Origin of the sequence: Streptomyces sp. NPDC006655, assembly GCF_040703965.1 — a bacterium.
Classification (GTDB): Bacteria; Actinomycetota; Actinomycetes; order Streptomycetales; family Streptomycetaceae; genus Streptomyces.
On sequence record NZ_JBEYJU010000012.1, the window covers coordinates 21,565 to 45,159 of the forward strand.

At 70.7% G+C, this 23,595-nt stretch carries 39 protein-coding genes, 1 tRNA gene and 1 riboswitch; of the genes, 31 read left to right on the forward strand and 9 right to left on the reverse strand.

The features are described from left to right. Positions 1-69: 69 nt before the first annotated feature. The 3 genes from AB0958_RS09580 to AB0958_RS09590 form a co-directional block, all read right to left on the reverse strand. On the reverse strand, positions 70-1,101 hold the full coding sequence (locus tag AB0958_RS09580) for a M23 family metallopeptidase (protein ID WP_366889791.1): 1,032 nt from the start codon (positions 1,099-1,101) through the stop codon (positions 70-72). Positions 1,102-1,108: 7 nt separating this feature from the next. Beyond that, positions 1,109-1,270, reverse strand: a riboswitch (cyclic di-AMP (ydaO/yuaA leader). A gap of 227 nt (positions 1,271-1,497) precedes the next feature. Next, positions 1,498-1,571 (reverse strand) — tRNA-Met (locus tag AB0958_RS09585). A gap of 70 nt (positions 1,572-1,641) precedes the next feature. Then, positions 1,642-2,781 carry a dihydrofolate reductase family protein gene (locus AB0958_RS09590; protein WP_366889792.1) on the reverse strand — a complete coding sequence of 380 codons (1,140 nt, stop codon included), beginning with the start codon at positions 2,779-2,781 and terminating at the stop codon, positions 1,642-1,644. Positions 2,782-2,883: 102 nt separating this feature from the next. Here AB0958_RS09590 and AB0958_RS09595 point away from each other — a divergent pair, with 102 nt between their 5' ends. Continuing rightward, positions 2,884-3,408 carry a MarR family transcriptional regulator gene (locus tag AB0958_RS09595; protein WP_366889793.1) on the forward strand — a complete coding sequence of 175 codons (525 nt, stop codon included), beginning with the start codon at positions 2,884-2,886 and terminating at the stop codon, positions 3,406-3,408. Positions 3,409-3,556: 148 nt separating this feature from the next. Next, the gene (ribA, locus tag AB0958_RS09600) at positions 3,557-4,198 is read left to right on the forward strand and encodes a GTP cyclohydrolase II (protein WP_366889794.1); all 642 of its coding nucleotides are present in this window, start codon (positions 3,557-3,559) and stop codon (positions 4,196-4,198) included. Positions 4,199-4,501: 303 nt separating this feature from the next. On the opposite strand, the gene AB0958_RS09605 is transcribed toward ribA, so the two are convergent. Both AB0958_RS09605 and AB0958_RS09610 read right to left on the reverse strand, forming a co-directional pair. Continuing rightward, on the reverse strand, positions 4,502-5,230 hold the full coding sequence (locus AB0958_RS09605; protein WP_366889795.1) for an NAD(P)H-binding protein: 729 nt from the start codon (positions 5,228-5,230) through the stop codon (positions 4,502-4,504). A 92-nt stretch (positions 5,231-5,322) separates the two neighbouring features. Then, positions 5,323-5,991, reverse strand: a complete 669-nt coding sequence (locus AB0958_RS09610) for a nitroreductase (protein WP_366889796.1) — start codon at positions 5,989-5,991, stop codon at positions 5,323-5,325. Positions 5,992-6,130: 139 nt separating this feature from the next. Here AB0958_RS09610 and AB0958_RS09615 point away from each other — a divergent pair, with 139 nt between their 5' ends. Then, complete coding sequence (locus AB0958_RS09615; RefSeq protein ID WP_366889797.1) at positions 6,131-6,829, forward strand: NAD(P)H-dependent oxidoreductase; 699 nt, start codon at positions 6,131-6,133, stop codon at positions 6,827-6,829. On the opposite strand, the gene AB0958_RS09620 is transcribed toward AB0958_RS09615, so the two are convergent. The 4 genes from AB0958_RS09620 to AB0958_RS09635 all read right to left on the reverse strand — a co-directional run bounded on the left by AB0958_RS09620 (position 6,792) and on the right by AB0958_RS09635 (position 10,249). Beyond that, complete coding sequence (locus tag AB0958_RS09620) at positions 6,792-7,277, reverse strand: MarR family transcriptional regulator (protein ID WP_366889798.1); 486 nt, start codon at positions 7,275-7,277, stop codon at positions 6,792-6,794. The genes AB0958_RS09615 and AB0958_RS09620 overlap by 38 nt on opposite strands. A 426-nt stretch (positions 7,278-7,703) precedes the next feature. Next, the gene (locus AB0958_RS09625; RefSeq protein ID WP_366889799.1) at positions 7,704-9,281 is read right to left on the reverse strand and encodes a site-specific integrase; all 1,578 of its coding nucleotides are present in this window, start codon (positions 9,279-9,281) and stop codon (positions 7,704-7,706) included. Positions 9,282-9,416: 135 nt separating this feature from the next. After that, positions 9,417-9,584 (reverse strand): hypothetical protein, encoded by a 168-nt coding sequence (locus tag AB0958_RS09630; RefSeq protein ID WP_366889800.1) that lies wholly within the window; start codon positions 9,582-9,584, stop codon positions 9,417-9,419. A gap of 227 nt (positions 9,585-9,811) precedes the next feature. Further along, positions 9,812-10,249 carry a hypothetical protein gene (locus AB0958_RS09635; RefSeq protein WP_366889801.1) on the reverse strand — a complete coding sequence of 146 codons (438 nt, stop codon included), beginning with the start codon at positions 10,247-10,249 and terminating at the stop codon, positions 9,812-9,814. A gap of 271 nt (positions 10,250-10,520) precedes the next feature. Between AB0958_RS09635 and AB0958_RS09640 the strand changes: the two genes are divergently transcribed. The 28 genes from AB0958_RS09640 to AB0958_RS09775 all read left to right on the forward strand — a co-directional run bounded on the left by AB0958_RS09640 (position 10,521) and on the right by AB0958_RS09775 (position 23,569). Further along, complete coding sequence (locus tag AB0958_RS09640; RefSeq protein ID WP_366889802.1) at positions 10,521-10,817, forward strand: helix-turn-helix transcriptional regulator; 297 nt, start codon at positions 10,521-10,523, stop codon at positions 10,815-10,817. Further along, the gene (locus AB0958_RS09645; RefSeq protein ID WP_359358833.1) at positions 10,814-11,068 is read left to right on the forward strand and encodes a helix-turn-helix domain-containing protein; all 255 of its coding nucleotides are present in this window, start codon (positions 10,814-10,816) and stop codon (positions 11,066-11,068) included. Before AB0958_RS09640 ends, AB0958_RS09645 begins: the two co-directional genes overlap by 4 nt. 90 nt (positions 11,069-11,158) lie before the next feature. Further along, entirely contained in the window at positions 11,159-11,515 is a 357-nt protein-coding gene (locus AB0958_RS09650) for a hypothetical protein (RefSeq protein WP_366889803.1), read from the forward strand. After that, the gene (locus AB0958_RS09655; protein WP_366889804.1) at positions 11,512-12,384 is read left to right on the forward strand and encodes a hypothetical protein; all 873 of its coding nucleotides are present in this window, start codon (positions 11,512-11,514) and stop codon (positions 12,382-12,384) included. Before AB0958_RS09650 ends, AB0958_RS09655 begins: the two co-directional genes overlap by 4 nt. Continuing rightward, the gene (locus tag AB0958_RS09660) at positions 12,381-12,599 is read left to right on the forward strand and encodes a hypothetical protein (protein WP_366889805.1); all 219 of its coding nucleotides are present in this window, start codon (positions 12,381-12,383) and stop codon (positions 12,597-12,599) included. Before AB0958_RS09655 ends, AB0958_RS09660 begins: the two co-directional genes overlap by 4 nt. After that, positions 12,596-12,868 (forward strand): hypothetical protein, encoded by a 273-nt coding sequence (locus AB0958_RS09665; RefSeq protein WP_366889806.1) that lies wholly within the window; start codon positions 12,596-12,598, stop codon positions 12,866-12,868. Before AB0958_RS09660 ends, AB0958_RS09665 begins: the two co-directional genes overlap by 4 nt. Next, entirely contained in the window at positions 12,862-13,254 is a 393-nt protein-coding gene (locus tag AB0958_RS09670; protein WP_366889807.1) for a hypothetical protein, read from the forward strand. Before AB0958_RS09665 ends, AB0958_RS09670 begins: the two co-directional genes overlap by 7 nt. Positions 13,255-13,322: 68 nt before the next feature. After that, positions 13,323-14,162, forward strand: a complete 840-nt coding sequence (locus tag AB0958_RS09675) for a phiSA1p31-related protein (protein WP_366889808.1) — start codon at positions 13,323-13,325, stop codon at positions 14,160-14,162. 125 nt (positions 14,163-14,287) lie between these two features. Further along, positions 14,288-14,890, forward strand: a complete 603-nt coding sequence (locus tag AB0958_RS09680) for an exonuclease domain-containing protein (RefSeq protein WP_366889809.1) — start codon at positions 14,288-14,290, stop codon at positions 14,888-14,890. Then, complete coding sequence (locus AB0958_RS09685) at positions 14,887-15,261, forward strand: hypothetical protein (protein WP_366889810.1); 375 nt, start codon at positions 14,887-14,889, stop codon at positions 15,259-15,261. Before AB0958_RS09680 ends, AB0958_RS09685 begins: the two co-directional genes overlap by 4 nt. Continuing rightward, positions 15,258-15,569 (forward strand): hypothetical protein, encoded by a 312-nt coding sequence (locus tag AB0958_RS09690; protein ID WP_366889811.1) that lies wholly within the window; start codon positions 15,258-15,260, stop codon positions 15,567-15,569. Before AB0958_RS09685 ends, AB0958_RS09690 begins: the two co-directional genes overlap by 4 nt. Continuing rightward, positions 15,566-16,057, forward strand: coding sequence for a hypothetical protein (locus tag AB0958_RS09695; RefSeq protein WP_366889812.1), 492 nt, complete (start codon positions 15,566-15,568; stop codon positions 16,055-16,057). The genes AB0958_RS09690 and AB0958_RS09695 overlap by 4 nt, the downstream gene beginning before the upstream one ends. An 18-nt stretch (positions 16,058-16,075) precedes the next feature. Then, positions 16,076-16,960, forward strand: a complete 885-nt coding sequence (locus AB0958_RS09700; protein WP_366889813.1) for a helix-turn-helix domain-containing protein — start codon at positions 16,076-16,078, stop codon at positions 16,958-16,960. Next, positions 16,957-17,508, forward strand: coding sequence for a histone-like nucleoid-structuring protein Lsr2 (locus AB0958_RS09705; protein ID WP_366889814.1), 552 nt, complete (start codon positions 16,957-16,959; stop codon positions 17,506-17,508). Before AB0958_RS09700 ends, AB0958_RS09705 begins: the two co-directional genes overlap by 4 nt. After that, entirely contained in the window at positions 17,505-18,362 is an 858-nt protein-coding gene (locus AB0958_RS09710; RefSeq protein ID WP_366889815.1) for a DNA adenine methylase, read from the forward strand. Before AB0958_RS09705 ends, AB0958_RS09710 begins: the two co-directional genes overlap by 4 nt. A 3-nt stretch (positions 18,363-18,365) precedes the next feature. After that, positions 18,366-18,677 carry a hypothetical protein gene (locus AB0958_RS09715; RefSeq protein WP_366889817.1) on the forward strand — a complete coding sequence of 104 codons (312 nt, stop codon included), beginning with the start codon at positions 18,366-18,368 and terminating at the stop codon, positions 18,675-18,677. Beyond that, a complete protein-coding gene (locus tag AB0958_RS09720) occupies positions 18,674-18,850 on the forward strand; it encodes a hypothetical protein (protein ID WP_366889818.1) in 177 nt (58 codons plus the stop codon). Before AB0958_RS09715 ends, AB0958_RS09720 begins: the two co-directional genes overlap by 4 nt. Further along, positions 18,847-19,143, forward strand: coding sequence for a DUF6011 domain-containing protein (locus AB0958_RS09725; protein WP_366889819.1), 297 nt, complete (start codon positions 18,847-18,849; stop codon positions 19,141-19,143). Before AB0958_RS09720 ends, AB0958_RS09725 begins: the two co-directional genes overlap by 4 nt. Next, positions 19,143-19,472: a hypothetical protein gene (locus AB0958_RS09730; RefSeq protein ID WP_359358786.1), complete on the forward strand. Its 330-nt coding sequence runs from the start codon at positions 19,143-19,145 to the stop codon at positions 19,470-19,472. The genes AB0958_RS09725 and AB0958_RS09730 overlap by 1 nt, the downstream gene beginning before the upstream one ends. Continuing rightward, positions 19,472-19,774, forward strand: a complete 303-nt coding sequence (locus AB0958_RS09735; protein WP_366889820.1) for a hypothetical protein — start codon at positions 19,472-19,474, stop codon at positions 19,772-19,774. Before AB0958_RS09730 ends, AB0958_RS09735 begins: the two co-directional genes overlap by 1 nt. Continuing rightward, complete coding sequence (locus AB0958_RS09740) at positions 19,771-20,160, forward strand: hypothetical protein (protein WP_366889821.1); 390 nt, start codon at positions 19,771-19,773, stop codon at positions 20,158-20,160. Before AB0958_RS09735 ends, AB0958_RS09740 begins: the two co-directional genes overlap by 4 nt. Before the next feature lie 4 nt (positions 20,161-20,164). Next, the gene (locus tag AB0958_RS09745; protein ID WP_366889822.1) at positions 20,165-20,782 is read left to right on the forward strand and encodes a hypothetical protein; all 618 of its coding nucleotides are present in this window, start codon (positions 20,165-20,167) and stop codon (positions 20,780-20,782) included. 50 nt (positions 20,783-20,832) lie between these two features. Continuing rightward, the gene (locus AB0958_RS09750) at positions 20,833-21,042 is read left to right on the forward strand and encodes a hypothetical protein (protein ID WP_366889823.1); all 210 of its coding nucleotides are present in this window, start codon (positions 20,833-20,835) and stop codon (positions 21,040-21,042) included. Between the two features lie 101 nt (positions 21,043-21,143). Further along, a complete protein-coding gene (locus AB0958_RS09755; protein WP_366889824.1) occupies positions 21,144-21,710 on the forward strand; it encodes a hypothetical protein in 567 nt (188 codons plus the stop codon). Then, positions 21,707-21,955: a hypothetical protein gene (locus tag AB0958_RS09760; RefSeq protein ID WP_366889825.1), complete on the forward strand. Its 249-nt coding sequence runs from the start codon at positions 21,707-21,709 to the stop codon at positions 21,953-21,955. Before AB0958_RS09755 ends, AB0958_RS09760 begins: the two co-directional genes overlap by 4 nt. Next, the gene (locus tag AB0958_RS09765; RefSeq protein WP_366889826.1) at positions 21,952-23,088 is read left to right on the forward strand and encodes a conjugal transfer protein; all 1,137 of its coding nucleotides are present in this window, start codon (positions 21,952-21,954) and stop codon (positions 23,086-23,088) included. The genes AB0958_RS09760 and AB0958_RS09765 overlap by 4 nt, the downstream gene beginning before the upstream one ends. Then, entirely contained in the window at positions 23,088-23,264 is a 177-nt protein-coding gene (locus tag AB0958_RS09770) for a hypothetical protein (RefSeq protein WP_366889827.1), read from the forward strand. Before AB0958_RS09765 ends, AB0958_RS09770 begins: the two co-directional genes overlap by 1 nt. Continuing rightward, positions 23,261-23,569, forward strand: a complete 309-nt coding sequence (locus AB0958_RS09775; RefSeq protein WP_366889828.1) for a hypothetical protein — start codon at positions 23,261-23,263, stop codon at positions 23,567-23,569. The genes AB0958_RS09770 and AB0958_RS09775 overlap by 4 nt, the downstream gene beginning before the upstream one ends. The last annotated feature ends 26 nt before the right edge of the window (positions 23,570-23,595 follow it).

Consider the following 23,595-nt stretch of genomic DNA (forward strand, 5'->3'; position numbering starts at 1 on the left):
AGGCGGGCCATCCCACGCAATACGAAGTTCTCGTAAAAGCGGAAGGCCCGCCGGGGCCGGTGGGGTGCGTCAGGGGTTGAGGCCCTTGCCGCGCAGCCAGGTCATCGGGTCGATACCGGTGGGCTGGCCACCGGGGTGGACCTCGAGGTGGAGGTGCGGGCCGGTGACGTTGCCGGTGGCGCCCACGCGGCCGATGACGTCGCCGGTGGCGACCTTCTGGCCGACCTTGACGCCGATCGACGACTGGTGGCAGAACCAGAGTTCGGTGCCGTCGTCCAGGGTGAGGATCGTGCGGTAGCCGTAGGAGCCGGCCCAGCCCGCCTCGGTGATCGTGCCGCCGTGGACCGCCTTGATCAGCGTGCCGGTAGGGGCGGCGAAGTCGAGGCCGGTGTGGTACCCGGAGGACCACATGGAGCCGGCCTGGCCGAAGGTGCCGGTGATCGTGTACGACACGACGGGCAGCGTGTACTGCTTGGCCAGCGCCGCGATCCGGGCCTGCTCGGCCTTCTGCTTGGCGGCGGCAACCGCCTTCTCCTTGGCGGCGCCGGCCTTGGCGGCCGCGGCCTGTTCCGCCTTGGCCTCCGCGGCGGCGACCGCCGTGTCGGCGGCGGCCACGGCCTTGGCGCTCGCCTTGGTGTCCAGCTGGTTCTGCTGCCGCTCGGCCTGGGCGATGATGCGGCTGCGCAGCGCCTCGCCGGCGTCGGAGGAGGAGTCCCCGTCCGTGGCGGTCGTCGTGGTGACGCTGCTCAGCGCCGTCTGCGTGGCGTGGTGGCCGCCCCCGTCGCCCAGCAGGGAGGCGACGGAGGGCAGGTCCGGCAGGGAGATGGAGACCGGCGGGTGGCCGGTGTTGGCGCTGGCCATGCCGCCCGCGCCGACGGCGGCGATGACGCCGACGCCGAGGACCGTGGAGCTGCGGGCGAGTCCGCCGCCGCGCTGCTTGGCGATCCGGTGCCGGCCGCGCTCGGGGGCGAGGGACTCCTCGGTGGGGTTCCACTCCTCCCAGGGGCCCTCGTCGGTGCGGTAGGTGCCGTAACCGAAGGTGTCGGGCTGCCGCTGGCTGGGCACGAACGGGGCTGTCGGAGCAGGCCGGTTGGACGCCACGCGGGCGCACTCCTTTCCTTCCGCCGCCTACCGGGTTAGCTGACGGGTTCGGAGCGGGAAGGTCTCCTACGCGCGTATACCGGCCGATTCGTACTCGGCGGCAGCCGTGCGATTCACCCCAAGGTGGTGGTTCCCCGGTTCCCTTGACGGGATTCGGCGCGTGCGCACGGAGCCATCTCGGGTGACGGCTGGGACGACCGCGCTGCGTTATCGAACGTTAATAGACCCGGCGGTAAGATTCCAAGCCATTCGCCTTGATCATTAAGCTTCCGCAGGATGGACTTACCTGCCACGACCGGCCAAAAACGGTCGAGTTGACCACGCTTTCAAGAAACTCGCGCCCGGACACGCCTCAGGGCCGGAATCCGTGATCTGGATTCCGGCCCTGAGGTTCAGTAGCGGGGACAGGATTTGAACCTGCGACCTCTGGGTTATGAGCCCAGCGAGCTACCGAGCTGCTCCACCCCGCGTCGGTGACACCAGCATACGTCATCCGAGGAGTGCGAGTCACACGGGTTACGAGCACCCCGCGCGCAGGCCCTAGGCGAGGGGTGTTCCCAGGTGCGCGTTCGGCGCCTTGGCCATGGCCTCGTACTCGGCCAGGACCACCACCGACACCCCCTGCTCCCGCAGCATCCCCGTCCCGTCCGCCGCCCGCACGAACGTGTCCGGTTCACGCCAGGCCGTGACCACCCGGCGCACCCCCGCGCCGAGAATCAGCTCCGCGCAGGGGTGGGGACGGGAGGCGCGGTGGGTGCAGGGCTCCAGGCTGGTGTAGACGGTGGCCGTGACCAGCCGGGGGTCGGCCGGGGGGATCTTGGCGAGGGCCGCCTCCTCCGCGTGGGCCACCGGGTCGCCCGCCTCCCGGGAGTGGCCGCGGGCCAGCTCCGTGCCGTCGGCGGCGACCACCACCGCGCCGACGCTGAACGCCGTCTGCGAGGGCGGGCACTGGGCCGCCAGCTCGCACGCGAGCCGCAGCCAGTGGCGGTCGGCGGCGGACACCGAGCCGCCCACGCCGGGGGCGGTGGGCTCGTAGCGCATCAGGACGACGTCCTCGATACGGCGGGTCTCCAGCAGGCGCAGCCGCCCGGCCTGGTAGCCGCCGGGGCCGAACAGGCGGGGCGCCTTCGGCTCGCCCACGAAGACCGGGGCGAGGACCAGCTGGAGCTCGTCGGCCAGGCCCTGCTGGAGCAGCTGGGTGTGGACGGTGCCGCCGCCCTCCACCATCAGGCGGTCCACACCGCGGACGTCGTGGAGGTGGGTCAGCAGCGCGGGCCAGTCGAGCACGGGGCCCAGCGGGACGATGTCGGCGGCGATGCCCAGGGCGGCCGCCCGCTCCGCGCCCGAGTCGGTCGTGCAGACGAGCTTGTCGCCGCCCGTGTGCCAGAACTTCGCGTCCGGGTCGAGGTCGCCGGTCGCGGTGACGGTGACCTTGAGGGGGTACTCGGGCCGGCCGGCGGCGATCCGGGCGGCGCGGCGGGCCTCGGAGTACACCAGGAGCCGCGGGTTGTCCGCGCGGATCGTGCCGGCGCCGATCAGGATGGCGTCGGAGCCGGCCCGCACCTCGTCGACCCGGTCGAAGTCGGCCGGCGAGGAGAGCAGCAGCCGTTCGGGGCCGGTGTCGTCGAGGTAGCCGTCCAGGGAGACGGCGGCGGACAGCAGGACGTGGGGGTACGGCATCGGACGCGCTCACTCTCGGCGGCGGGCGGGACCACTCCCGGCGGTCGGCGGGGTGTGAACCGGGCGCTTGGTTAAAGTTTGAAACAAACCTACACTGGTCCCATGACGACTCGCTGGCTCACGTCGAAGGAGCAGCGCGCCTGGCGCGCGTTCATGGCGGCGACCAACCTCCTGGAGGACGCGATCGACCGCCAGCTCCAGCAGGACGCCGGCATGCCGCACCTCTACTACGGCATTCTGGCCAACCTCTCCGAGGAACCGGAGCGCAAGCTGCGGATGACCGATCTCGCCGCCAGGTCCAAGATCACCCGCAGCCGGCTGACCTACGCCGTGACCCGGCTGGAGAAGGACGGGCTGATCCGGCGCGAGGACTGCCAGTGGGACAAGCGGAGCAGTTTCGCGATCCTGACGGACAAGGGCATGGCGGCCCTGGAGCGCACGGCGCCCGGGCACGTGGAAACGGTGCGCGCGGCGGTGTTCGACCACCTCTCCGAGGAGCAGGTCACGCAGCTGGAGGAGATCAGCTCCGTGATCGCGCGGGCACTGGAGGGTGCCGAGAAGCCACGGCCGACCTCCGACGAGGTGCCGTGGCGGCGGCGCTCGTCGTCGCCGTGTTCCGGTTCGTGAACCTCGATTTCGCGGGCCGCCCGAAAACTTGTTGCTTCAAATTTAAAGCATGGGGTATGGTTCCAGCCGTGGATCTGCTTCAAATCTGAAGCAGGAGCACGCGTCCCGCACGGGACAGCCGTCCTGCACCCGGACACTGGAGACCCCGATGACCGACTTCCCCGCCGCCACCCAGCGCGCCCGTGTCCGGGTCCCGCTGCGCTTCACCGACGGCTACAGCGTCAACGCCGAACTCGTCACCTTCCACGGCCTGACCGACGGTCAGGAGCACGTCGCCGTCGTCCTGGGCGAGCCCGCACCGGGCACCCTCCCGCTGGTCCGCCTGCATTCCGAGTGCCTCACCGGCGACGTCTTCGGCTCGGCCCGCTGCGACTGCGGACCCCAGCTGCGCGAGGCCGTCGAACGCATCGCCGAGCGCGGCGGCGTCCTGCTCTACCTGCGCCAGGAGGGGCGCGGCATCGGCCTCTACAACAAGCTCGACGCGTACGCCCTCCAGGACCAGGGCCTCGACACCTACGAGGCGAACGCCGCCCTCGGTCTGCCCGAGGACGCCCGCGACTACACCGCCGCCGCCCAGATGCTCCAGGCCCTCGGCCACGGGGAGCTGGACCTGCTCTCCAACAACCCCGACAAGGCCGAGCAGTTGCGCACCCTCGGCGTCACCGTCCGCGACCGCGTCCCGACCGGGGTCTTCAGCACCGCCCACAACGTCCGCTACCTGCGCGCCAAGGTCCTGCACACCCAGCACACCCTGCCCCTGGCGGAACTGACGGAGCTCACCGCGGGCTGAGCCGCACCCGGCCGGATGCGCCGGCGCCAACGCAACGGGGTACGGCACCTGTTCGGGGTCCGTACGACCGATCCCGTTGCGGCCGCTGAAGACGGTGAACTCGGGCGAAGCCCGGAACACGGCCGTCAGGGCCGATCACTCCCATAGCAAGCCCTTACCGGCCGCCGCCCGGGGCCGAAGTCGAACCGGGTGCCGCCCAGACGGTCAAGGGCCGGTGTCCGTGGCGGTGCAGGCGAGTCCCCCGCTCTCCGTCCGACCGAGGATCGGGGACCGCACAGGATGCGGCGGGGTGTCAGCGGGGTGTCAGGAGAGCCAGTTGGCGTATCGAGTGGGGGCGAGATGGGCGCTCTTGTCGGTGAGGGCGTCGCCCTTGACGACGGCGAACATGCCGGCGGTGGGGTCGGTGACGACGGTGCGGTTGTCGCCTTTGTGGGACAGGGTGATCCGGCCCAGCTCGTCCAGGGCGAAGATCTCGGGGCCGGCGATGTTGCGGATGCCGTTGAGCGGGGCGCCGGCCGCGACCTCCGCCACCGCGGCGGCCACGTCCTTGGCGGCGATGGGCTGGAGGGGCGTGGCGGGCAGCCGGACGGTGTCGGCGTCGGCGGTCCAGGACATCGCCGGTTCCATGAACTCCATGAACTGCGTGGCCCGGACGATCGAGTAGGGGATCGGCCCGGCTGCGAGGACCTTCTCCTGAAGAGCCTTGGCGCGGTAGTAGTCCAGCTCCGGCACCTGGTCCACGCCGACGATCGAGAGGATGACGAAGTGGCCGACGCCACCGTTGTGGGCCGCGGCCAGGAGGTTGTCCATCGAGGTCTGGAAGAAGGCCAGGGAGGCTTCGTCGAAGGTCGGGGAGTTCGTCAGGTTGACGACGACGTCGGCTCCCGCCACCGCCTCGTCCAAACCCTCGCCGCTGATGATGTCGACCCCGGTCGACTTCGAGTGCGGTACCGCCTCGTGTCCGGCGGCGTTCAGGTCCTTGACGACCTGCGACCCGATCAGTCCGGTACCGCCGATTACTGCGATCTTCATGACACACCTTTCGTCTGAATCATGCGCAATATTGCATATGCGCGGCTATGTGGGGCGGCATGAAACGGCCGTTGATCCCCAGGGAGGCGGCGTCAGAGACCGTCGACGAACGTGACCGTCTCGTCGAGCGGCGCCCTGCCTGTCCGGGCTTCACCAGCCGTGACGTCTTCGAACCCGATCGACACGCCGCAGAAGAGGATGAGCCCTTCGGGGGGTGACAGGACTTCCGCGACAGTCCTGTGGTACTTCGCCCAGGCCATCTGCGGGCAGCTGTGCAGCCCTTCGGCACGGAGCAGCAGCATGACGGTCTGCAGATACATGCCGATGTCGGCCCATTGGGGCGAACCCATGCCTCTGTCGATGTAGCAGAACAGGGCGGCGGGCGCGCCGAAGCAGTCCCAGTTCGCGGCAGCGGCCCTCTGACGCGACTCCAGATCCTCACGCGCGATGCCGAGTGCACCGTAGCGCTGCTCACCGAACGCGGATCGCCGCTCGCGGTACGGAGAGTGCAGTTCGGGTGGGTACATCTCGTACTCCGGCACGTCCCAGTGATCACCCGCGGCCAGGCGCTCGCCGGCGCGTTTCTTGAGTTCGGCCAGCGGTGCACCGGTCAGCACGTAGGTGTGCCAGGGCTGGATGTTCGATCCGGACGGCGCGTAGGCCGCGGCGGACAGCACGCGCTCCAGCGCCTCCCTCGGGACAGGCCGGTCGGTGAATCGACGTACCGCTCGTCGGCTCGTGGCCGCCTCGTAGACGTCCATGGTCTCCCGCCTTCGTCTCTCATCGGGACCCCCTCCTTCACACGCACAACAGTATCATTCGATACCGTATCGTGTGAAACGATTGAGGCCACGAATCCCCCAGCCCCGGCTCCTCGCCTCCGGCCCCCTGGAAAACTCCATGGCCACGTTGCTGCACATCGACTCGTCCGTGTTCCCGGACGAAGCGTCCGCGTCCTGGTCGGTCACGGCCGCCTTCCGGAAGACCTGGGAGGAACAGCACCCGGAGGGCACGGTGATCTACCGCGCCCTGGCCGCCGACCGTGTCCCGCACATCACCGCCGCCGCGTGGTCCGCCGGTTACGCCACACCCGCCGAGCGCACCCCGGAGCAGTCCGCCGCGTTCGCCGCACGGGTGGGACTCATCGAGGAACTGGAGGCGGCGGACGCCGTCCTGATCGACGCCCCCATGGACAACTTCTCGATCCCGCCGCCCCTCAAGGCGTGGCTGGACAGCGTGCTCCTGCTCGGTCGTACCGCGGGCGAGACCCCCTCCGTCCAGGGCACCCCTGTCATCGTCGCGGCCAGCCGCGGCGGCTCCTACGCACCGGGCACCCCGCGCGAGGGCTACGAGTTCGTACAGAACTGTCTGGAGGCCGTCCTCGAGGGAACTCTCGGCCTGGACCTCGGCTTCATCGGAGGTCACGGCATCCTCGGGGCCGGCGCCGAGGGCGGCGGGCGCGTCCCGACGACGGCCACTGCTCTCAAAGCCGGAGGTTCACTGCGCAGACCGCGCAGGGCCAAGCGTGCCGTCGCGACGAACAACCGGTGGGCGGGCGGGCTTACGCTTCCCCGTCTGCGGGATGGGCGAGCAGCGTGAGCAGGGCCGTCAACTGCTCTGTGCCGCCTGACCCCAGTTCGGCGACCAGCCGCTCAGCCAGCGGCGCCGCAGCCACATGGGCCGCGTCGAACAGTTCGAGTCCCTGCGGGGTGATCTCCACTGCTCGTACTCGCCGGTCACCCGGAACGGCCTTGCGTACGGCCAGGCCCTTGCGCTCCAGGTCGTCGACGACCCGCATGATTCCCGCCTTGTCCGACCCCGTCGCCGCCGCCAAGTCCCGCTGCACCGTGGGCCCATGATTGACCAGCTCGATCAGCACGGCGAAGTGCCGCAACTCCACGCCGAGCGGACGGAGCGCCTCCCCCATCACCGCAGCGGCGCGCCAGTGCGCCCGGCGCAACAACAAGCCGAGCGCGAAGGGCGAGGCATCCCCGGGGCGGTCAGTCGCACGCGAAGCGGCGGTGGGGTGCGGAACGTCGGCGGCCATCAACCCAGACTACTTCATTCGATACAGTATCGTTTGCAACTAAATCGGGCTGTCCGGCCGCGCCCGAGGGGGCCGGGGAACGAAGCGGCGCCCGGCCCGGCCGAAGCCGAACCGGGCGCCGCCCAGCAGGTCGGGGGCCATATCCCCCCGCCCACATCCCGTAGGCCGTGTGGGACTCGAACCCACAACCAATGGATTAAAAGTCTGATGAGCGGTCATCGCGCGTCGTACCGGCTCGTACCGCCCGCTGTCGCCCAGCGTCGTCACGCCCAGGTCAGCGCCGCTTCTCGGCCCCTCTCGGGTAACCCTTCACCGCGTCTCGTACCGTGCTGTACCGGCCCGTTGCGCGGCTCTCGGTTGAGCACCGGCTGAGCAGAAAGGCCCCGCCACCTGCGGTAACGAGGCCTCACACGTCCACCGACAACGCTACTCCACCGGGGCTTCGGCGTCTCCCCTGCGGGCTCTGGGCACGGCGGCCGCCGCCTTCTCAGCGAGGTCGTCTTCGTACTCCTGGAACAGCTCCATGTACGTATCGCTGGTCAGGGTGATGGTCGAGTGCCGCAGCTTCACCTTCGCGTCGTGCAGGTCGCCGCCGCCGGCCTTCACGAGCGCGGCCGCGCCATGGCGGAGGTCGCGCAGGTTGATGGGCGGCAGGCCGGCCGCATCCGAGATCCGGCGGAACGCCTTGCTCACGAAGTCCGGGTGCAGCCACGTGCCGTCCTCGGCGGTGAACATCTTCCCGGTGTCCGCCCAGTCCGCGGTCTGCTTGCCCTGCGCCCGCTCCTCGGCGGCCCGGGCGTTCCATTCCGCACGCTCCCGCTGCTGGCGCTCGCGGTGCTGGAGCAGGACGCGCACGGTGCCGGTGTCCACCTTCACGGTGCCCGCAGATCCTTCGGTCTTCGGCTCCGTCTCGACCGGCGTCCAGCCGTCGACGACGATCTCCTTCGCGACCCGGATCTCCTTCCGCTCCGGCGAGAAGTCGGACCAGCCCTGGCCGACGCCCTCACCGCGCCGCAGGCCGTGATGGGCGATCAGGTGGAAGAGGGCGTACAGCCGGTCCGTCTCAGCCTCGTCGAGGAAGGCGCCGAGCTGCGCGGGGGTCCACACCATCACCGGCCCCGGCTTCGCCCCGGTCTCCCGCCAGCGCGCGACCCGCTCCTCGGTCCACAGCAGCCCCTTGGGCCGGGCGGCCGGCGCCAGCTCGACATGCTCGGCAGCGTTGAAGGTGATGAGCTGCTCGGCGATGGCCCGGTTGAGGGCCATTCGGAGCGTTCTCCTGATGGCCTGCTTCGTGGCCGGTCCGGTGATCCGCCGGAACGGCGGCATCTCGGCCAGCTTCTCCCGCGCGACGGCAAGGGCGGCGCGCTCAGCGGCTTTCGGCGCCCCCGGCTTTCCCCGCTTGCAGCGGGCGGCCTGCTCGCGGCGGGCCGCATTCTCTGCCCGGATGACGTCGTTGCGGTCGTCGATGGCGTTGAACATGTCCTGGACGTGGCCGACGCCCAGCCGGTCCAGGCGCAAGTGCCCGAGGGCAGGCTTCAGGTGGACGCGGATGTGGCTGTTGTACCCGTGGTTCGTGGTCGCGCGGGTCGCCTTGGTGGCCATGACGTGGTCGAGCCAGTCGCCGACGAGCATCTTGCCGTCGAGCGGTACACCGACGCCCAGCTTCCGGGACACCTCAGTCGGGTCAGGGATCGACCCGCGGGTCTTCTGCAGGTCGGCGAGGAGGCCGCCGACACGGCGCTGCCCGTCCTCGTCGTCGCCGGGAAGGTCGAGGATCGCGCGGATGCGGTCGAGGTCGGACTGCGCGTCACTGACCTTGGCGTAGCCGGTGCGCTGGAAGCGGCGGCGGCCGCCGTCGGCGTCCTCGGGAAGTTCCTGGCTGAGGCGGTACTTGCCGTGCGACCGCTTCGACAGGTCGGGGCACTGCGCGCCTAGTCGCTTGCCGTCTGGTCCGCGGCACTCGCACCGCTTGCTGATGCCGCCGGCGCGGCGCGATGTAGGCATGAGCTGCCCCTCCTGGTCCGTGCTGCTGCATGGCCGGTCATCGGCTCGGAAAGGGGCTTCAGGCGGGAGAGGTCGCCTTATCCCTCCGTGCTGTGTCCGGCAGCTGCTCTCACGCCAGCTGCGGGCAGTCGCCCGTCAACTGGTGCCGTCGCTCCTTTCCATCAGGTGGCCCTTCAGGGCGTCGTGCGCCAGACCTGTGCCGATAACAAACTCAACGTTCTGGTTCAGAGCGGCGAGCATCTCTTCGGTCATCGCCCCTGGCCGGACCCCGAACGCCAGTCCCTCGGCGGTCTTGATGGGCACGATCAGGACTCCGTCTGGGAGGTCTTCGCTGAAGAAGTACCAAACTCTTTGTGTCGGTGGCGCCGTCATGCAGCCTCCCCCATCTCCCGCTCACGCGTTCGATTTGCGGCTTAGACCAGCATCCTTTCATTTCGAAGGATGTCCGAGAATGATCGCACCACGAGCCCCAAATCTCCACAGTCAGCTGACAATCATCACTGAGAGTGACGCACAGGGGAACGCCTGACTCATTGGTCATCATCCGTTTGCGGTGCAACCATCGAGTCGATCAGGCGCAGCAGGCGCTCCCGCTGGTCGGCGGGCAGCTGGTCGAGTTTGCGCACGTAAGCGACTGCTTCGCCTGTTCCTGAGCGGAGCGGCTCCACGCCATGGAACTGAGCGCCGGCCGCATCCTGGAGGCGCTCAACGGACAACCGCGCGGCCGCCGCCAGGGCGACGAGTTCCTCATAGACTGGCGGCGTGACTTTCTGCCCCGTCTCGAGGCGGTAGATCCAGCCACGCGTAACCCTCGTGCCGGTGTCGGGATCGACGGCCTTGGCCGCGAACACGTCAAGGCTCTCGCGCAGTTCGGCCCGGCGGCCACGGATCAGGTCCGACAGCTGTGTGCGTTCAGGACCGCTCACCGTCTCACCGGGGTTTCCATCCGTAGCCGCCATGGCGCTCATCCTGCCACTCCTGTGCTCTGTGAGATTCAAGGGCCGTTCAGGGTCTCTCTACATCTCGTAGATGTACGGGCAGGTCAGACGGTGCACTCATTCAACACACCGAATGGATTGTTCATCACATCGGCAACCTTCGCCAGGTCGCACAGGGTCATTGGCCGATTACCGCCGCGCGCCCCCGATCCGTTCAACGTGCTAGACAAGACGTTCAACTCATGGAATGCTCACAGCCACGCCATTCAACTCGTTGAATGATCTGTAGCACGAGGTGAACGTGAGCAACGAGCAGAACACACCACCACCCACCATGTACGCGGTCGACAGCCCCGACCGACTGAAGACTCTGATGGAGCGCACCGGCACCGGGCAGGCCGTCACCAGCCGGGAGCTGGCAACGCTGGCCGGTGTCGCCCACGGCACCATCGGCGCCCTGATGGCCGGCACCCAGCGCGCTGTCCCCGAGCCGAAGGCCAGGGCCATCGCCACCGCGCTCGGCGTCGACCTGCTGGTTCTGTGGGTCCCGCTGGAGCGCAGCGGACGCACCTTCATTCCCGCGCAGGCCGCCGTATGAGCACCACCACGGCTCTCACCCCGGAAGAGGTCCGTGCGCTTCCGGCCATGGTCAACAGCAAGACCGCGTTCGCGGCGGTGGCCGTCGGCGAGACGCTCGGATACGAGCTGATCAATAGCGGTGAATTCCCCGTCGAGGCCGTGAAGTTCGGGCGCACCTACCGCTTCCGCAAGGCCGATCTGCTGGCCTTCCTCGGCCTCACCGAGGCCGCCGACGCCGAAGCCGTACCGACGCCTGCTACGGCCGACTGACCCGCCACTGAATGCGCCGAAGGCCCGCCCGACTTCCCGGCCCGGCGAGCCCCGACCGGCGCCCCTACCAACCAGAAAGCAGAGGTCACCGTGACCACTGACGTTACCGAAAAGGCCGCCGAGCGCACTACTGCGGCCACCCACATCACCAGCTTCTGGACGCGCAAGACCGAGGTTCGCTCTTCGACGCCGACGCTGAACGCCTGCCTGTACATCGACCCCGCGGGCATGGGCGGCGGCACCTCGCTGACGCTGATGTTCCCGTCGAACACCCCGCTCGCCGAGCAGATGGCCCTCGCGGACCGCGTCCTGGCCGGCGTTCAGCAGTGGCGGGACGGCATCGCCGAGGCCGCCGAGAAGCGGCGGAACGCCGAGGACGAACTCGCCGCCGCCCGCGAGGAGATCGCCCGCCTGAAGGCGGAGCGCGACGGCGGTGAAGCCGAGTGAACGCCGCCGAGTTCAACGCCCTGTACGAGGTCGGCGTCCCCGTGTTCGCCTTCCCGGGCGCCCGCCCGGAGGACGACGCGAAGGCCACGCGCCTCGTGACCCGCACCCGCTCCAAGGCGTCCTTGCTCAGCGGTCACACGGATGTCGTCTGGGTCGACGGGCACAGCTCCTGCATCGCCCTCACCCACGTCGACGTGGTGACGGAAGCCGAGTGGGAGGCGGCGAAGCAGGACCTGCGCCACGCCGAGCTGGTGGCGTTGCGGAATGACGCGCTGAACATGCGTGGAGTGCTCTCTCCGAACGGCGGTGCCCGCAAGGTTCCGATGCCGCTGGGCGAAACGCTCACACCGGCTGTGGAGTGGCTGGTCAACCGCGTCGCCGAGTTGGAGGCAGAGCGGCACACGACGAACGAGGCGCTGGACGACGCGGCCAAGGCACTGCGGGCGCAGCGTGATCGGATCGCCGCGCTGGAGGCCGCCGCTGTCGAGGGCCGGGCCGCGCTCGCCGCCTTCTGCCACGACCTCCAGGACCCCGGTACGGCAGCGCTCGGCGCGCTGTTCCTGCTCCAGCAGGCCACCACCGGCACACCCATGCAGACGGGCGAGACGTTCCCGAAGGTCTACCGGGCGCAGCACGACTCGATCGTCATGGGCCTCTACCTCACAGCCGACGCCGCCCGCGAGCACTGCGAGGCGGAAGAGCGCCGGACCTGGTCCTCGGCCGTGGACCTCGCCTTCGACTGGATCGAGGATGAAGAGGACGGCGTCTTGGAGATGACCGTGACGGTCGACGGCGCGGAGTACGAGACCGGGTACGAGGTCACCGCTCTGGAGATCGCGTCCGCCTACGACCCGGACGCCGACGAGTGACCGCCATCGCGCCCGAGCCGGGCTTCCTCGAGGACCTGCCGCCGATGCCGGAGACCGCCGAGCCGGTGCTCCTGCCCGGCCTGCTGCACGGCCTCGGTCTGAGCGTCCACCCGGTCCCCGCCTGGATCACGGACCCGGAACTGATCGCCTCCATCGAGGCCGGCCTCATCGACATCCCCGACGACTTCAACACCGCCACCAGGGAGCGGCCGTGAGCGACTACGACGACCTGACCATCCATGACGTGATGAGTGCCGCCGAGCTCGCCGAGGACGAGCGGGACGCCGAACTGCGCCTGGACGCCGCCGACGAGGAGCGCGCGTTGGAGGCCGAGGCCGACGACCACGACGACGAGCCGTGCGGCGAGGGCATGTGCAACTGCCACTGCGGCGAGGGCCACGTCTGCGGCTGCGACTGCTGGCGGTGCGACGAGTGCATGCAGACCCGCGAGTACTGCCAGTGCGACGAGGACGGTGAGTGGTGAGACTCTCCCTCGCCGGTACCGGCCTGCACCGGTACTCCCGCCAGCACTGCCGTCACGACCGTGACGCTGCCCGCGCCGAGGTCCTCCGGCTGGAGGCCGTGATACGGGGTCTCGACACGACCGTCATCGAGCAGGGCGAGCGCATCGCCCAGCTCGAGGCGGACGCCGTCGACGTCTCCGTGGAACGCCAGCTCCGGGAGCGCGCCGAGGAGCACGCCGCCGAGGTCGAGCAGGAGTTCCTCGCGTTGAAGGCCCGCGTCGACAACGAGCACGCGATCAGCGTGCCGCGGTGGCGGCGTCCGGTCGACGAGGACGACAAGCCGACCGAGCCCGCGGGCATAGAGGTCCGCACCCTGCGCGAAGCGTTCGCCGCGCGCACCGCCTGAACCCCATCTGCTGTCCGACCCGGCGGTGACCACTCCCGCCCGGCCGGCCTCCAATCCAGGAGAACTTCGTGTCCATCACGATCAACGCCAAGGACCTGCGCCGAATGTTCGAGCAGGTCACCCCGCACATGGACGACCCCGAGAACTGGGTTCCGGTCATCTCGTCCATCCGGCTCGAATCCCGCGATGGCTGGCTGTACGCGGTCGCCAGCGACCGCTACACCATCGCCGTCGCCCGGTGCCCGATCGTGGCCGAGCGCAGCTGCGTCGGCCACATCCCCGGCCGCCTGGTGGCAGCCTTCACCGCGCTGGTCGACGCGGCTGCCGAGTGCGCGGACGACGTCACCCTCACCCTGCCCCCCGTCGCCGCCGAGGGCATGTGCACCCTCAAGCTCTCCACCGTCGGCCGGAAACAGCTGACGGTCGAGTACGAGCCCGACGACTACAAGACCTTCCCGGACTGGCGGAAGGTCCTGTACTCCGTGCTCACCGCCCAACCTGGGCAGATCCCGCTCACCGGCTTCACAACACGCTTCCTCGCCCGATGGCAGCACGCTGGCGAGAAGCTCATCGTCTGGCAGGAGGCCGGCGACAAGCCCATGCTCCTGCTGGGCGACGACCGGTTCGTGGGCCTGCAGATGCCCACCAGCGCGTACCGGGACGGAGCGAAGCGCGAGGAGATCGCGGCCGCGTGGACTGCGGCCACCGTTCCCACCGCTGTGGTTCATGGCTTCACCTACGACCTCGACAAGACGTGGGAAGACCGACACGGCGACCCGTGGACGTACTCCGGGAACGAGATGCCGGACGGCATGCCGCTGATGGTCATCGAGGGCATCGAGGACGACCCGCACCCGCTGGACCGGCTCATCGACCAGTACGGGCCGCTGTACGCAGCTGACCTCTGACCACCCGAAGCCGGCCGCGTCGAGCCTCCCCCTGACTCGGGTTCCGCGGCCCAGGTCAGGGCCCGCCCACCACGTCCCCCCCTGCGGGGCGGGCCCTGGCCGCCCACACCGAGAGAGCGAACACCATGAGCACCACGAAGAGACCGCTGATCCTCGCGGCCACCGATGTCGAATCCACCGGCCTGGACCCGTTCTTCCACGATGCGTGGGAGGTCGCGGTCGTCCTCCGCGTCGACGGCAAGGACACCGAGCACGTCTTCCGGATCGAGCCGGATCTCACGAACGCTGAGGCCGACGCCCTGCGGATCAACCGCTACCACGAGCGGACCGGCGCTCCCGACTGGGTGTGGGACGACCGGGAGGCCGCCGCCCGCCAGTTGCACCAGCTGCTAGACGGCGCCGTGATGATCGGCTCCAACCCGTCTTTCGACGCCGAGATGCTGACGAACCTGCTGGGCAGGTACTTCGCGACGCCTCGGCCGTGGCACTACCGGACCGTCGACATCGCCACGCTGGCGGCGGGCTACCGGTACGGGCAGCGGGAGAGCGGCGCATACGGCGGCGACTTCGCGTTCTCTCGTGACCTTCCGTCTCTGCCCTTCTCCTCGAGGAGCCTGTCGCGGGCGGTCGGTGTCGAGCCGCCCGGCGACGGAGTGGCCCACACCGCCCTCGGCGACGCGCGGTGGGCGATGTCCGTCTTCGACGCGGTGACGGGCGGTGGGCTGTGAACGGTCAGCAGCTCCAGTTCTCCGAGCCCGCGCCCGGCACCGTCAGCATCGCTGCCGGTGAGGCGGCGAAGGCTGACGGGATGGCGGCCGCCGCCGCGAACACCACGGTCGAGTGGGCCGACGCGTGCGCGGCCGCCATCGAGGAGATGGCCCGCCGGGGCGACGTGTTCCAGGCCGCCGACCTGATCGCCGAGGGCCTGGTCGACGAGCCCGACTCCCCGAACCGGTGGGGGCCCGCGTTCCTGCGGGCGTCCCGGGCCGGGGTCATCGAGGCGGCCGGGGTCCAGCAGTCCCGTCGGGCGACCGTGCACCGGTCGCTGTGCCGGGCCTGGCAGGGCACCGCCGCGTACCGGAACGGGGCGGCGGCATGAACGGCACCGGAGAGTTCAGCCCCGACATGGGCCCCGGCCCGTACATCACCAACGCGTCCCTCATCTCTCTCGCCTTGCTGGTCACCGTCACGGCGGTCGGCGTCCTCATCGCCGTGACGGCCGCCGTGTGCGCCGTCCGTGACCGGCGGCGCCGGCGCCGTGCCGCCGAGGCGGACCTTCCCCGCTACAGCAGGGACGAAGTCGACGCGCACCTCGACTGCCTCGCCACCCACGATCCGGAGGTGGAAGCCGCGCTCGCCCGGCTGGACGCCGCCGTGCGCGGCCAGCGCAAGGGGGAGCAGTCATGACGAGCCGCCAGGACGACGAGCTGATGGTGTCGGCCGTCGGCACCCGGCGCCGCCTGCAGGCGCTCGCTGTGGCGGGCTGGCCGCTGGCCCGTATCGCCCGCGAGACCGGCGAGACCCCGGGCGCGCTGGCGCTGGCGCTGACACCGACCGCGGCCACGGTGACCGTCAGCACCGCCCGCGCGGTGGCCGCCTTCTACACCCGTTACCAGCTCGCCAGTCCCGGCCTGCACGGCGTGTCCCACGTCCACGCCCGCCAGGCCCGGGAGAAGGCGACGAGGGCCGGGTGGGCGCCGCACGGAGTGTGGGACGACGACACCATCGACGACCCGGCCGCGCGTCCCGAGTGGACCGGCCACTGCGGAACCACCCGCGGCGCCGAACTCCACGAGCGGCACAACATCCCGCTCTGCCCGCCCTGCGAAGCCGCCCTGTACCGCCGCCAGCTGCGCAACGCAGCCCGCGAGCGCCGCGCCCTCACCCGCGCTTGAGAGAACTGAGAGACCCCTGTGAGCGACGACCGCGTGCAGTCCGTCCGCAACGCGTGGACCAACGCCCTCCGGGCCGAGGTCCTGCGCGTCGGCCGGCGCATCCCCGAGGTGGCGCGCGTCGCCACCGTCGGGATGTGGATCGCTACCTACGCGGACGCCGACGGCTCCAACGCCTTCCCCGGCCGGGACACCCTGGCCACGCTCGCCGGATGCTCGCAGGAGACCGTCACCCGGGCCGTGAAGGTCCTCATGGGCGTCGGTGTGCTCACCCGCAAGCGCCGGCCGAACGCGTCGGCCATGTACCAGCTGCTGCTCCCGCTCGGGTCCAAGGGCCTGGACTGGGACAGCCACATCCATCACATGACGGACACCCGCCAGCGCAAGGCGCACGCCAAGGCCAAGGCGGAACGCATCGCCGAGGTCACCCGGACAGCGTCCACGGACGCTGTGGAAAACCCTGGGGACACCACCCCGGACAGCGTCCGTGGACGCGTTCCGGACAGCGTCCGCAGCGGGGGTTCCGAACCTCCCAGACCGGATCCGGACAGCGTCCGTGGACGCCCCCGGACAGCGTCCGTGGACGCGTTCCGGACAGCGTCCGCGGCGGGGGTCTACCAGTACAGCCCTACCTCCGGTAGGGACCCACTCCCCGACCACACTCTGGCTGGCCTTTCACCTCAGCCACCGAAGCGCGCACGCGAGGCCGTGAAAGACGAGTCATCGACGGGTCAGGCAGGTGACGCGGCCAAGCCGCGCGACGCGGCCCTCGCCGCCGTCCTCGCCCGCGAGCCGCTCGCCCGCTGCGCCGACCCCGAGTGCGGCATCCCACTGCCCTACGGCGCCACTGGCCTCTGCGAAGGCTGCGCCGCCTACTACGCCGACCACGAACGGCACAGCGCATGACCATCGCCGCCCTCCGCGCTCTCCTCAACGAGATCGACGCCCAAGGCGGCCCCGAAGCCGCCCGCCAGGGCCGCCTCCACCTCCCCGCCGAAGGGATCAACGAACCGATGAACACGACCATGCACGCCGCCCAGGCCGCCAACCCTGACCAGCTGCCCGTCGGGAAGCTCCTCGCCTGGGGCGACGCCCACCTCGACCCCGACATCCAGGACCAGGCCGCCCGAGCCCGCGCCGCCCTGGCCGGCCTCCGCAACCGGTACGCCGCCGACCAAGAACTGACCGCCATCACCACCGAGGCCCAGCAGCTGGAGAAGCGCCTCGCCGAACTCCGAGCGCGCGAAGCCGAACTGGCCCCTGCCCCCGCGAAGAAGAAGCGGGCCCCTGTCACCCGCGACTACGACACCCGCACCGTCCGCGCCTGGGCCGATGCCAACGGCGTCGACTGCCCCCGCGTCGGCCAGATCCCCAAGCGCGTCCTCGACGCCTGGCGTGCCGTCCAGCCCACCCCGCCGACCACCATCGCCCACCACGGAAGGCGCAGCGCATGAAACCGCCCGTCCCGTACTTCGGGTCCAAGCAGACGGTCGCTCCGTGGATCGTGTCGCTGCTGCCCGACCACGAGCACTACGTCGAGCCCTTCGCCGGCGGACTGTCCGTCCTGCTGGCCAAGCGGCCCTCACAGATGGAGACCGTCAACGACCTCGACGGCCACCTCATGACCTTCTGGCGCGTCCTCCGCAACCAGCCCGAGGCCCTGATACGCGTCTGCGCGCTCACGCCCCACAGCCGCGCCGAACAGGTCGCCGCCTACGGCCCGCTCGACAGCGAAGACGAAATCGAAGTGGCCCGCCGCGTCTGGGTGCGCCTCACCCAGGGACGCTCCGGCATGCTCCGGCGCACCGGATGGCGCCACCACGTCCACCCCGCCGGAAGCGCCACATCGATGCCCGGCTACCTCGAGGCCTACGTCGACCGCATGGCCGCAGCTGCGGAACGCCTGCACGCCGTGTCCCTCGAATGCCTGCCCGCCCTCGACCTCATCGCCAAATACGGCAGCCACCCCAGCGTCCTGCTCTACGTCGACCCGCCCTACCTCGGATCCACACGTGGCTGGGGACGCCAGTACCAGCACGAGATGAAGACCGACGACGAACACCGCGCCCTCGCGGCCGCACTCACGGACTGCCACGCCGCAGTCATCCTGTCCGGCTACCACTCGCCGCTCTACGACGAGCTGTACGAGGGCTGGCACCGGTACGAGCAGGCATCCATGACCGGCAACGCCAAGACCGCCAAGGACCGCACCGAAGTGCTCTGGTCCAACCGACCACTCGGCGTCCAGGCCGGTCTCTTCGACCGCAACGCCGCCTGCCTCACCGACCCACGAAAGGCACAGGGATGACCGATGGGACACCACCAGGGCGCCCCGATGCCCGCCAGCATCCGCCACGCCTTCCGCGCCCGCGCGCACCCCGCCCGCTCGATCCCCTGTCCCCACGAGCCGTGCCACGCCCGCGCACACCAGTCCTGCCGGGTCGCCGTCAACGGCCGCGTCCTCACCAAGCCCCACGCCAGCCGCATCAGCAAGTGGGCCGTCACCACCGCCTGCTGCCCCGAATGCCAGGTCCAGCCCGGCATTCCGTGCCACGACAACGGCATCGCCCGCGCCGCCGCCCACCCGCGCCGCATCCAGGAAGCAGAGGTGACCCTGACGTGAACGCCCTCGAACGCCTCCTGCTGGAGGAAATCCCCACCCGGCCCGCCCCCGCCATCCACAGCCAGTGGACGAAGCAGGAACAGGACCGGCACTGGGAAGACCTGGCCGACGGGCTCGGCATCCCCTGCCGTCCCCGCCCGGAACACCCGCCGACCGACCAGGCAGCAGCGTGACCCCCGGGGACGGTGCGGCCGAGAGCGGCCCGAAGTGCATGGCGTGCGGGCGTCTCCTGCGCGACGACGAGTCCAAGCGGCTCCGCCTCGGTCCGGTCTGCCGTCGGCGCCTCACGGACCTCCTGGCGCCCCGCCCCCGCATCGTCGGCACCCACACCGCCGGACCCCACCCCCAGGCCATCCCCGCCCGCGTCACCGCCCAGCTCGCCTTCGACATCTGGGACGACCAGGACGACGACGAGCAGCCGGCCAGCCGCCGCATCACCGACGTACCGACAGGAGCACTCCTCTGATGAGCTACCCGACCCTCTTCACCACCCCCGGCGTCCGCCAGTTCGCCGAGGACGTCGACACCGAGCGGCAAGCGCAGCTCGCCAAGTGGGGCGACCAGCACCACCCCGACGGCACCGGCTACGACGGCAGCAACATGCACGCCGACTTCTGGCGCCAGCGCTGCCAGGACGCGTTTGCCGACGGCGAGGGAACGTGGGGCCACGTCCTGTTGGAAGAGGTCTTCGAGGCCATTGCCGAGCAGGACCCGGCCACACTGCGCGCCGAGCTGATCCAGGTCGCCGCCGTCTGCGCTGCTTGGATCGCCGACCTCGACAGCCGCGGCGCCTGATGACCGCACACCCCATCCCCGAGAACGGCCACTGCTGGTGGCTGGTGAGCGGCAAGGAACGCCGGCTACACGCCATCCGCGGGCACGAGTTGACCGCCCAGGAGATGCGCACCGCCATCGACGAGTGCCGCCACATCCCGGCCCGGGCCGTGTGCGGACTGCATCGCCGCTGGTGGATGCCCGGCCTCTTCAGCCGCCTCGGCCGGCGCCGCTGCGTCCCCTGCTGCCGCGCCCTCGTCTTCCCGGCCGGCTACGGCACCCCCGCCAACGAGCAAGACATCCGGAGGGACCTGGCAGCATGAACGACCGCCCTACCGCCAGCACCATCACCGACGAGCAGCTGGACGCCCTGTACGTCGAGCGGGACCGCCTCAAGGCAGCCATCCTCGACATCGACGCACACGCCACGCCCATGGGCCTCGCCGACCCGAACGACCCTGAGGGCAACCCGCATCACTACGCCGTCACCGTTGGCGCCCTGCACCGCGCGCTCGGCAAGGTCGGGCACACGGCCGCGCCGTGCACCGCCGAGGCCGCCATTGAGCGGGTGCGCGCGCTGCACCGGAAGGCCAACAACGGCACCACGTGCGTCTACTGCGCGCACGGCCAGCGCGTCGGCTACGACACTGATTGGCCGTGCGACACCATCCGCGCCCTGGATGGCACCGAGCCCACCCCGGAGGCGTGACCCAGTGACCTGCGCGCTCTGCGGCAACACGACCCGCGGCCACCTGTGCACCCGCCACCGGGACCAGCTCGCCGCCGGGCTGAAGGAACTGCCCGCCCTGTACGCCGAGGTCGGCGAATGCCTCGTACCCCGCCGCTCCAACTGGGGCGACATCATCCCCACCCGGGGCAGCGCCGGCCCCCGCTCACCCATCAACGAAGACGTCCTCGACAACATCAACTGGGTGCGCGCCGCCGAGATGATGCGCAGCTGGCGCGAGGACGTGCGCCGCGTCCGCTGGCCCCACCGCGGCGCCCCGCCGCCCGGCAGCCTCGCCGACGACTGCCGGTGGCTGGCCGCACAGCTCGACTGGATCAGCGACGCCTACCCGGCGGCCGGCGACCTCGCCCGCGAGGTGTGGACCCTGGAGCAGCAGGCCCGCCACATCGTCGGCGACCCGCTGCCCCGCCGCAAGGTCATAGGCCAGTGCATCAGCATCACCGACGAGGCGGGCACCGTGTGCGGGGCGACCATCACCCACCTCGCCGGGGAATCCCGGCTGGTGTGCGGGGTCTGCCACACCGTGTACGAGGGGCAGCAGGACCTGCTCCTGCTGCTGCACTACCAGCCGGAGCCCGTATGACTATCGCAGACCCCCTTGTATATAACAGGGGGTGTGATAACCTCGGAGAGGTGGAAACGCCCCCATGGCGGGACCGCGTCCGTGCGGAGGATGAGCTGCTGGAACAGCTCGAAACCCAAGCGGACGAAGCCCGCAGACGACGAGCGATCGCCCTGAACGAAGGGGCCGAAGAACTCGGCAGCGTGTACGCCGTGGCGAAGGACCAGCACCTCAGCTGGACCGCCGTCGCAAACGCGATCAAGAAGTACACAACCGAATAGACCGCGAGGGCCGGACGACAGCTCCCCGGGTGCTGGAACACCCGAGGGCGCGCGCGCCGCCCGACCCTCTACCGAACATCCTGATTACGCCAGGAGTCGGCATGGCCGATCATTTCGCGCGCCCTTCCCGGGCCGCAAGTTCCGAACGCGTCGCTGAACTGCACCGCCTCGCCCACGAGGACTACCTCATCGGCCAGGCCGAGCGCGCAGCCGCCCGCACCAACCCCTCCTACGCTGCCTTCGCCGTCGCATCCGCGGTCCCGGCCGCCGAGCCGACCGACCTCGAGGTCGCCATCCGCGTCGGCCAGCAGCTCCTCGACAGCGACCAGCTGCCGTCCGTCCGCGAGGCCCTCCGCCTCCTGCTCCGCGCCCTCGGCGCCGAACCCACCGCCACGCCGGCCGCCGCCGTACCGGCCGCGCCCCGCTGCCCCGCCGCTCACCCCGACGACCCCACCCTGTGCACCGGGCCCGCCGTCGTCACCGTCCTCGACCGCCACAACGCGGGCGCCGACGGCTGCGAACACCACGCCGCCCGGCTCCTCGCCTCCCTCGACGGCGGCCGCGTGTACGGCCTCCCCGACGCTCCGGCCGGCGCCGCGATCCGCGTCTTCAAGGCAGCCGCCATCACCCGCCCCTACGCCTGGATCCAGCGGGGTGAGGGCCAGTGAGCTTCCGTGACCGGCTCCGGGACTACGTCGCCGACCAGGTGACCGACAGCGACGGCTCGCCCGCCCTCGCCCGACGCGCCACCCAGCTTTGCGCCGTGTCCGCGCACGTGGCCGCCGACCACTCCACCGCGGCCGCCGCCGGTATCGCCGTCCTCGGCGCCGCCGCCGTGGCCGCCGAGGGCGCCCTGTCCACCTTCGCCTACCCGCCCGGCGACTACGCCACGTTCCGCGAGGGGGACCAGTGAGCACCCGCGAACTCACCCGCGGTCAGGCCGTCGTCCTCGGCGCGGCCGCCGTCGCCATGGTCGTCGTCGGCGCCTTCGGCGCCTGGGGCACCTACACGAACGCCGGTGCCGCGTTCCACCGGCAGGCCACCGCGGCCGGTGTCGTCGCGGCCGGCGAGGGTCTCACCCTGATCCTCGCCCTGATCATGCTGGGCAGGACCATGCTGAACATGCCCTCCCCGGCCGTGGTCCGCGGCGGCATGTGGCTCGCCCCCCTCACCGCCAGCCTCATCGGCATCGCCATCGCCTCCGACATCCGCGAGGCCGCCGTGTACGCGGTCACCCCGCTCGCCATGTCCGGCGCCGCCGAAGGACTCGGCCTGATCGCCCGCTCGATCGTCGTCTACCGCACCGGCATCGACGCCGAGACGATCCGCCGCAACGCGGACGTCGCCCGGCAGCTCGCCTACCAGCGGGCCGTGGCCGACGGCCACCCGGGCGGATGGCGGAAGAAGTCCGCGGTCCGCCGCTACTGGCGTCTCGCGAAGTACGTGGGCGTCGGCGACACCGAACTCGGCGCCGGCCTGGTTGACGTGCAGCGCGTCCGCGTCCGCGACGGAGCCGACGCGGCCCTCGCCACCATGTACGGCGCTGCCACACCCACCCTGGAAGCCGCAACACCGGACCGGGCCGTCTCCAAGACCGTGTTCGCCACCGACGTCCTACGGGCCCGGTTCGCGGGCATGGACCCTACCGAGGCGATCCGGGTTGCGGCCGACGCGCGACCTGATGCGGACGCGGTCGAACTGGCCGCGATCCTCAGCACCTACGGCGTGAACGTCGACCCGGTCGCGGTCGCCCTGGTCCTCGGCCAGCAGCCCGCCGAGTACACCGTCGACCGCCCTGATGCGGCTGTTGCACCCCAGGTCAAAGAGCTGGCCGCGCTCAACCTTCAGGGCGCGATCGAGGAGGCCGCAACAGCCCTCGGCGACGACGCCTCGCCCCGCGACATCGCCGGACACCTCGAGCAGCACCGGCGGCTGATCGTCCCCGAGAACCACATCCGCACCGCCCTGTCACGGGCCGCGAAGAAGACCGAGACCGAGCCGCCCGCAACGCCCCGCAACACCGACATGGAAGGCGGGTACGCCTGATGCGCGCGCTCCTCTTCGGCGCCCTCCTCGGGGTCCTGCTCCTCGCCTTCCCGTCCGTCATCACCCTCGCCGCAGCCGTTCTTGCGGCGGCCGCGGCCAAGGCCGCCCCGCCCGTGCTCGCCGCCACCGTGGCGGTCCGCACGCTCCTGCCCCGGGTGCGGAGGTGGGCGCGATGACCGACGACGCCCTGAAGAAGGCTGAGGCCGCCGTCCGCGCCGCCGAGGCGGACACCGACATCGCCCGGATCGTCGCGGCCGTCCTCGCCACCCAGCAGGCCACCCAGCAGCAGGCACCCGCCCCGGCTCCGGCCGCCAAGACCGAGTTCGACAGCCGGAAGTGGCTCACCATCGGCGGCCTCGGGATCGCCGGCGGCCTGGTCGCCTCCCTGTTCGCGGTCGCCGTCGCCATCGGCGCCGTCGCTGTGGCGATCCTCGCCCTGGTCCTCCGCTCGATCTGGCAGGACTTCCAGAAGGGCCGCTGACCTGCCCGTCCGTCCCACAGACCTCC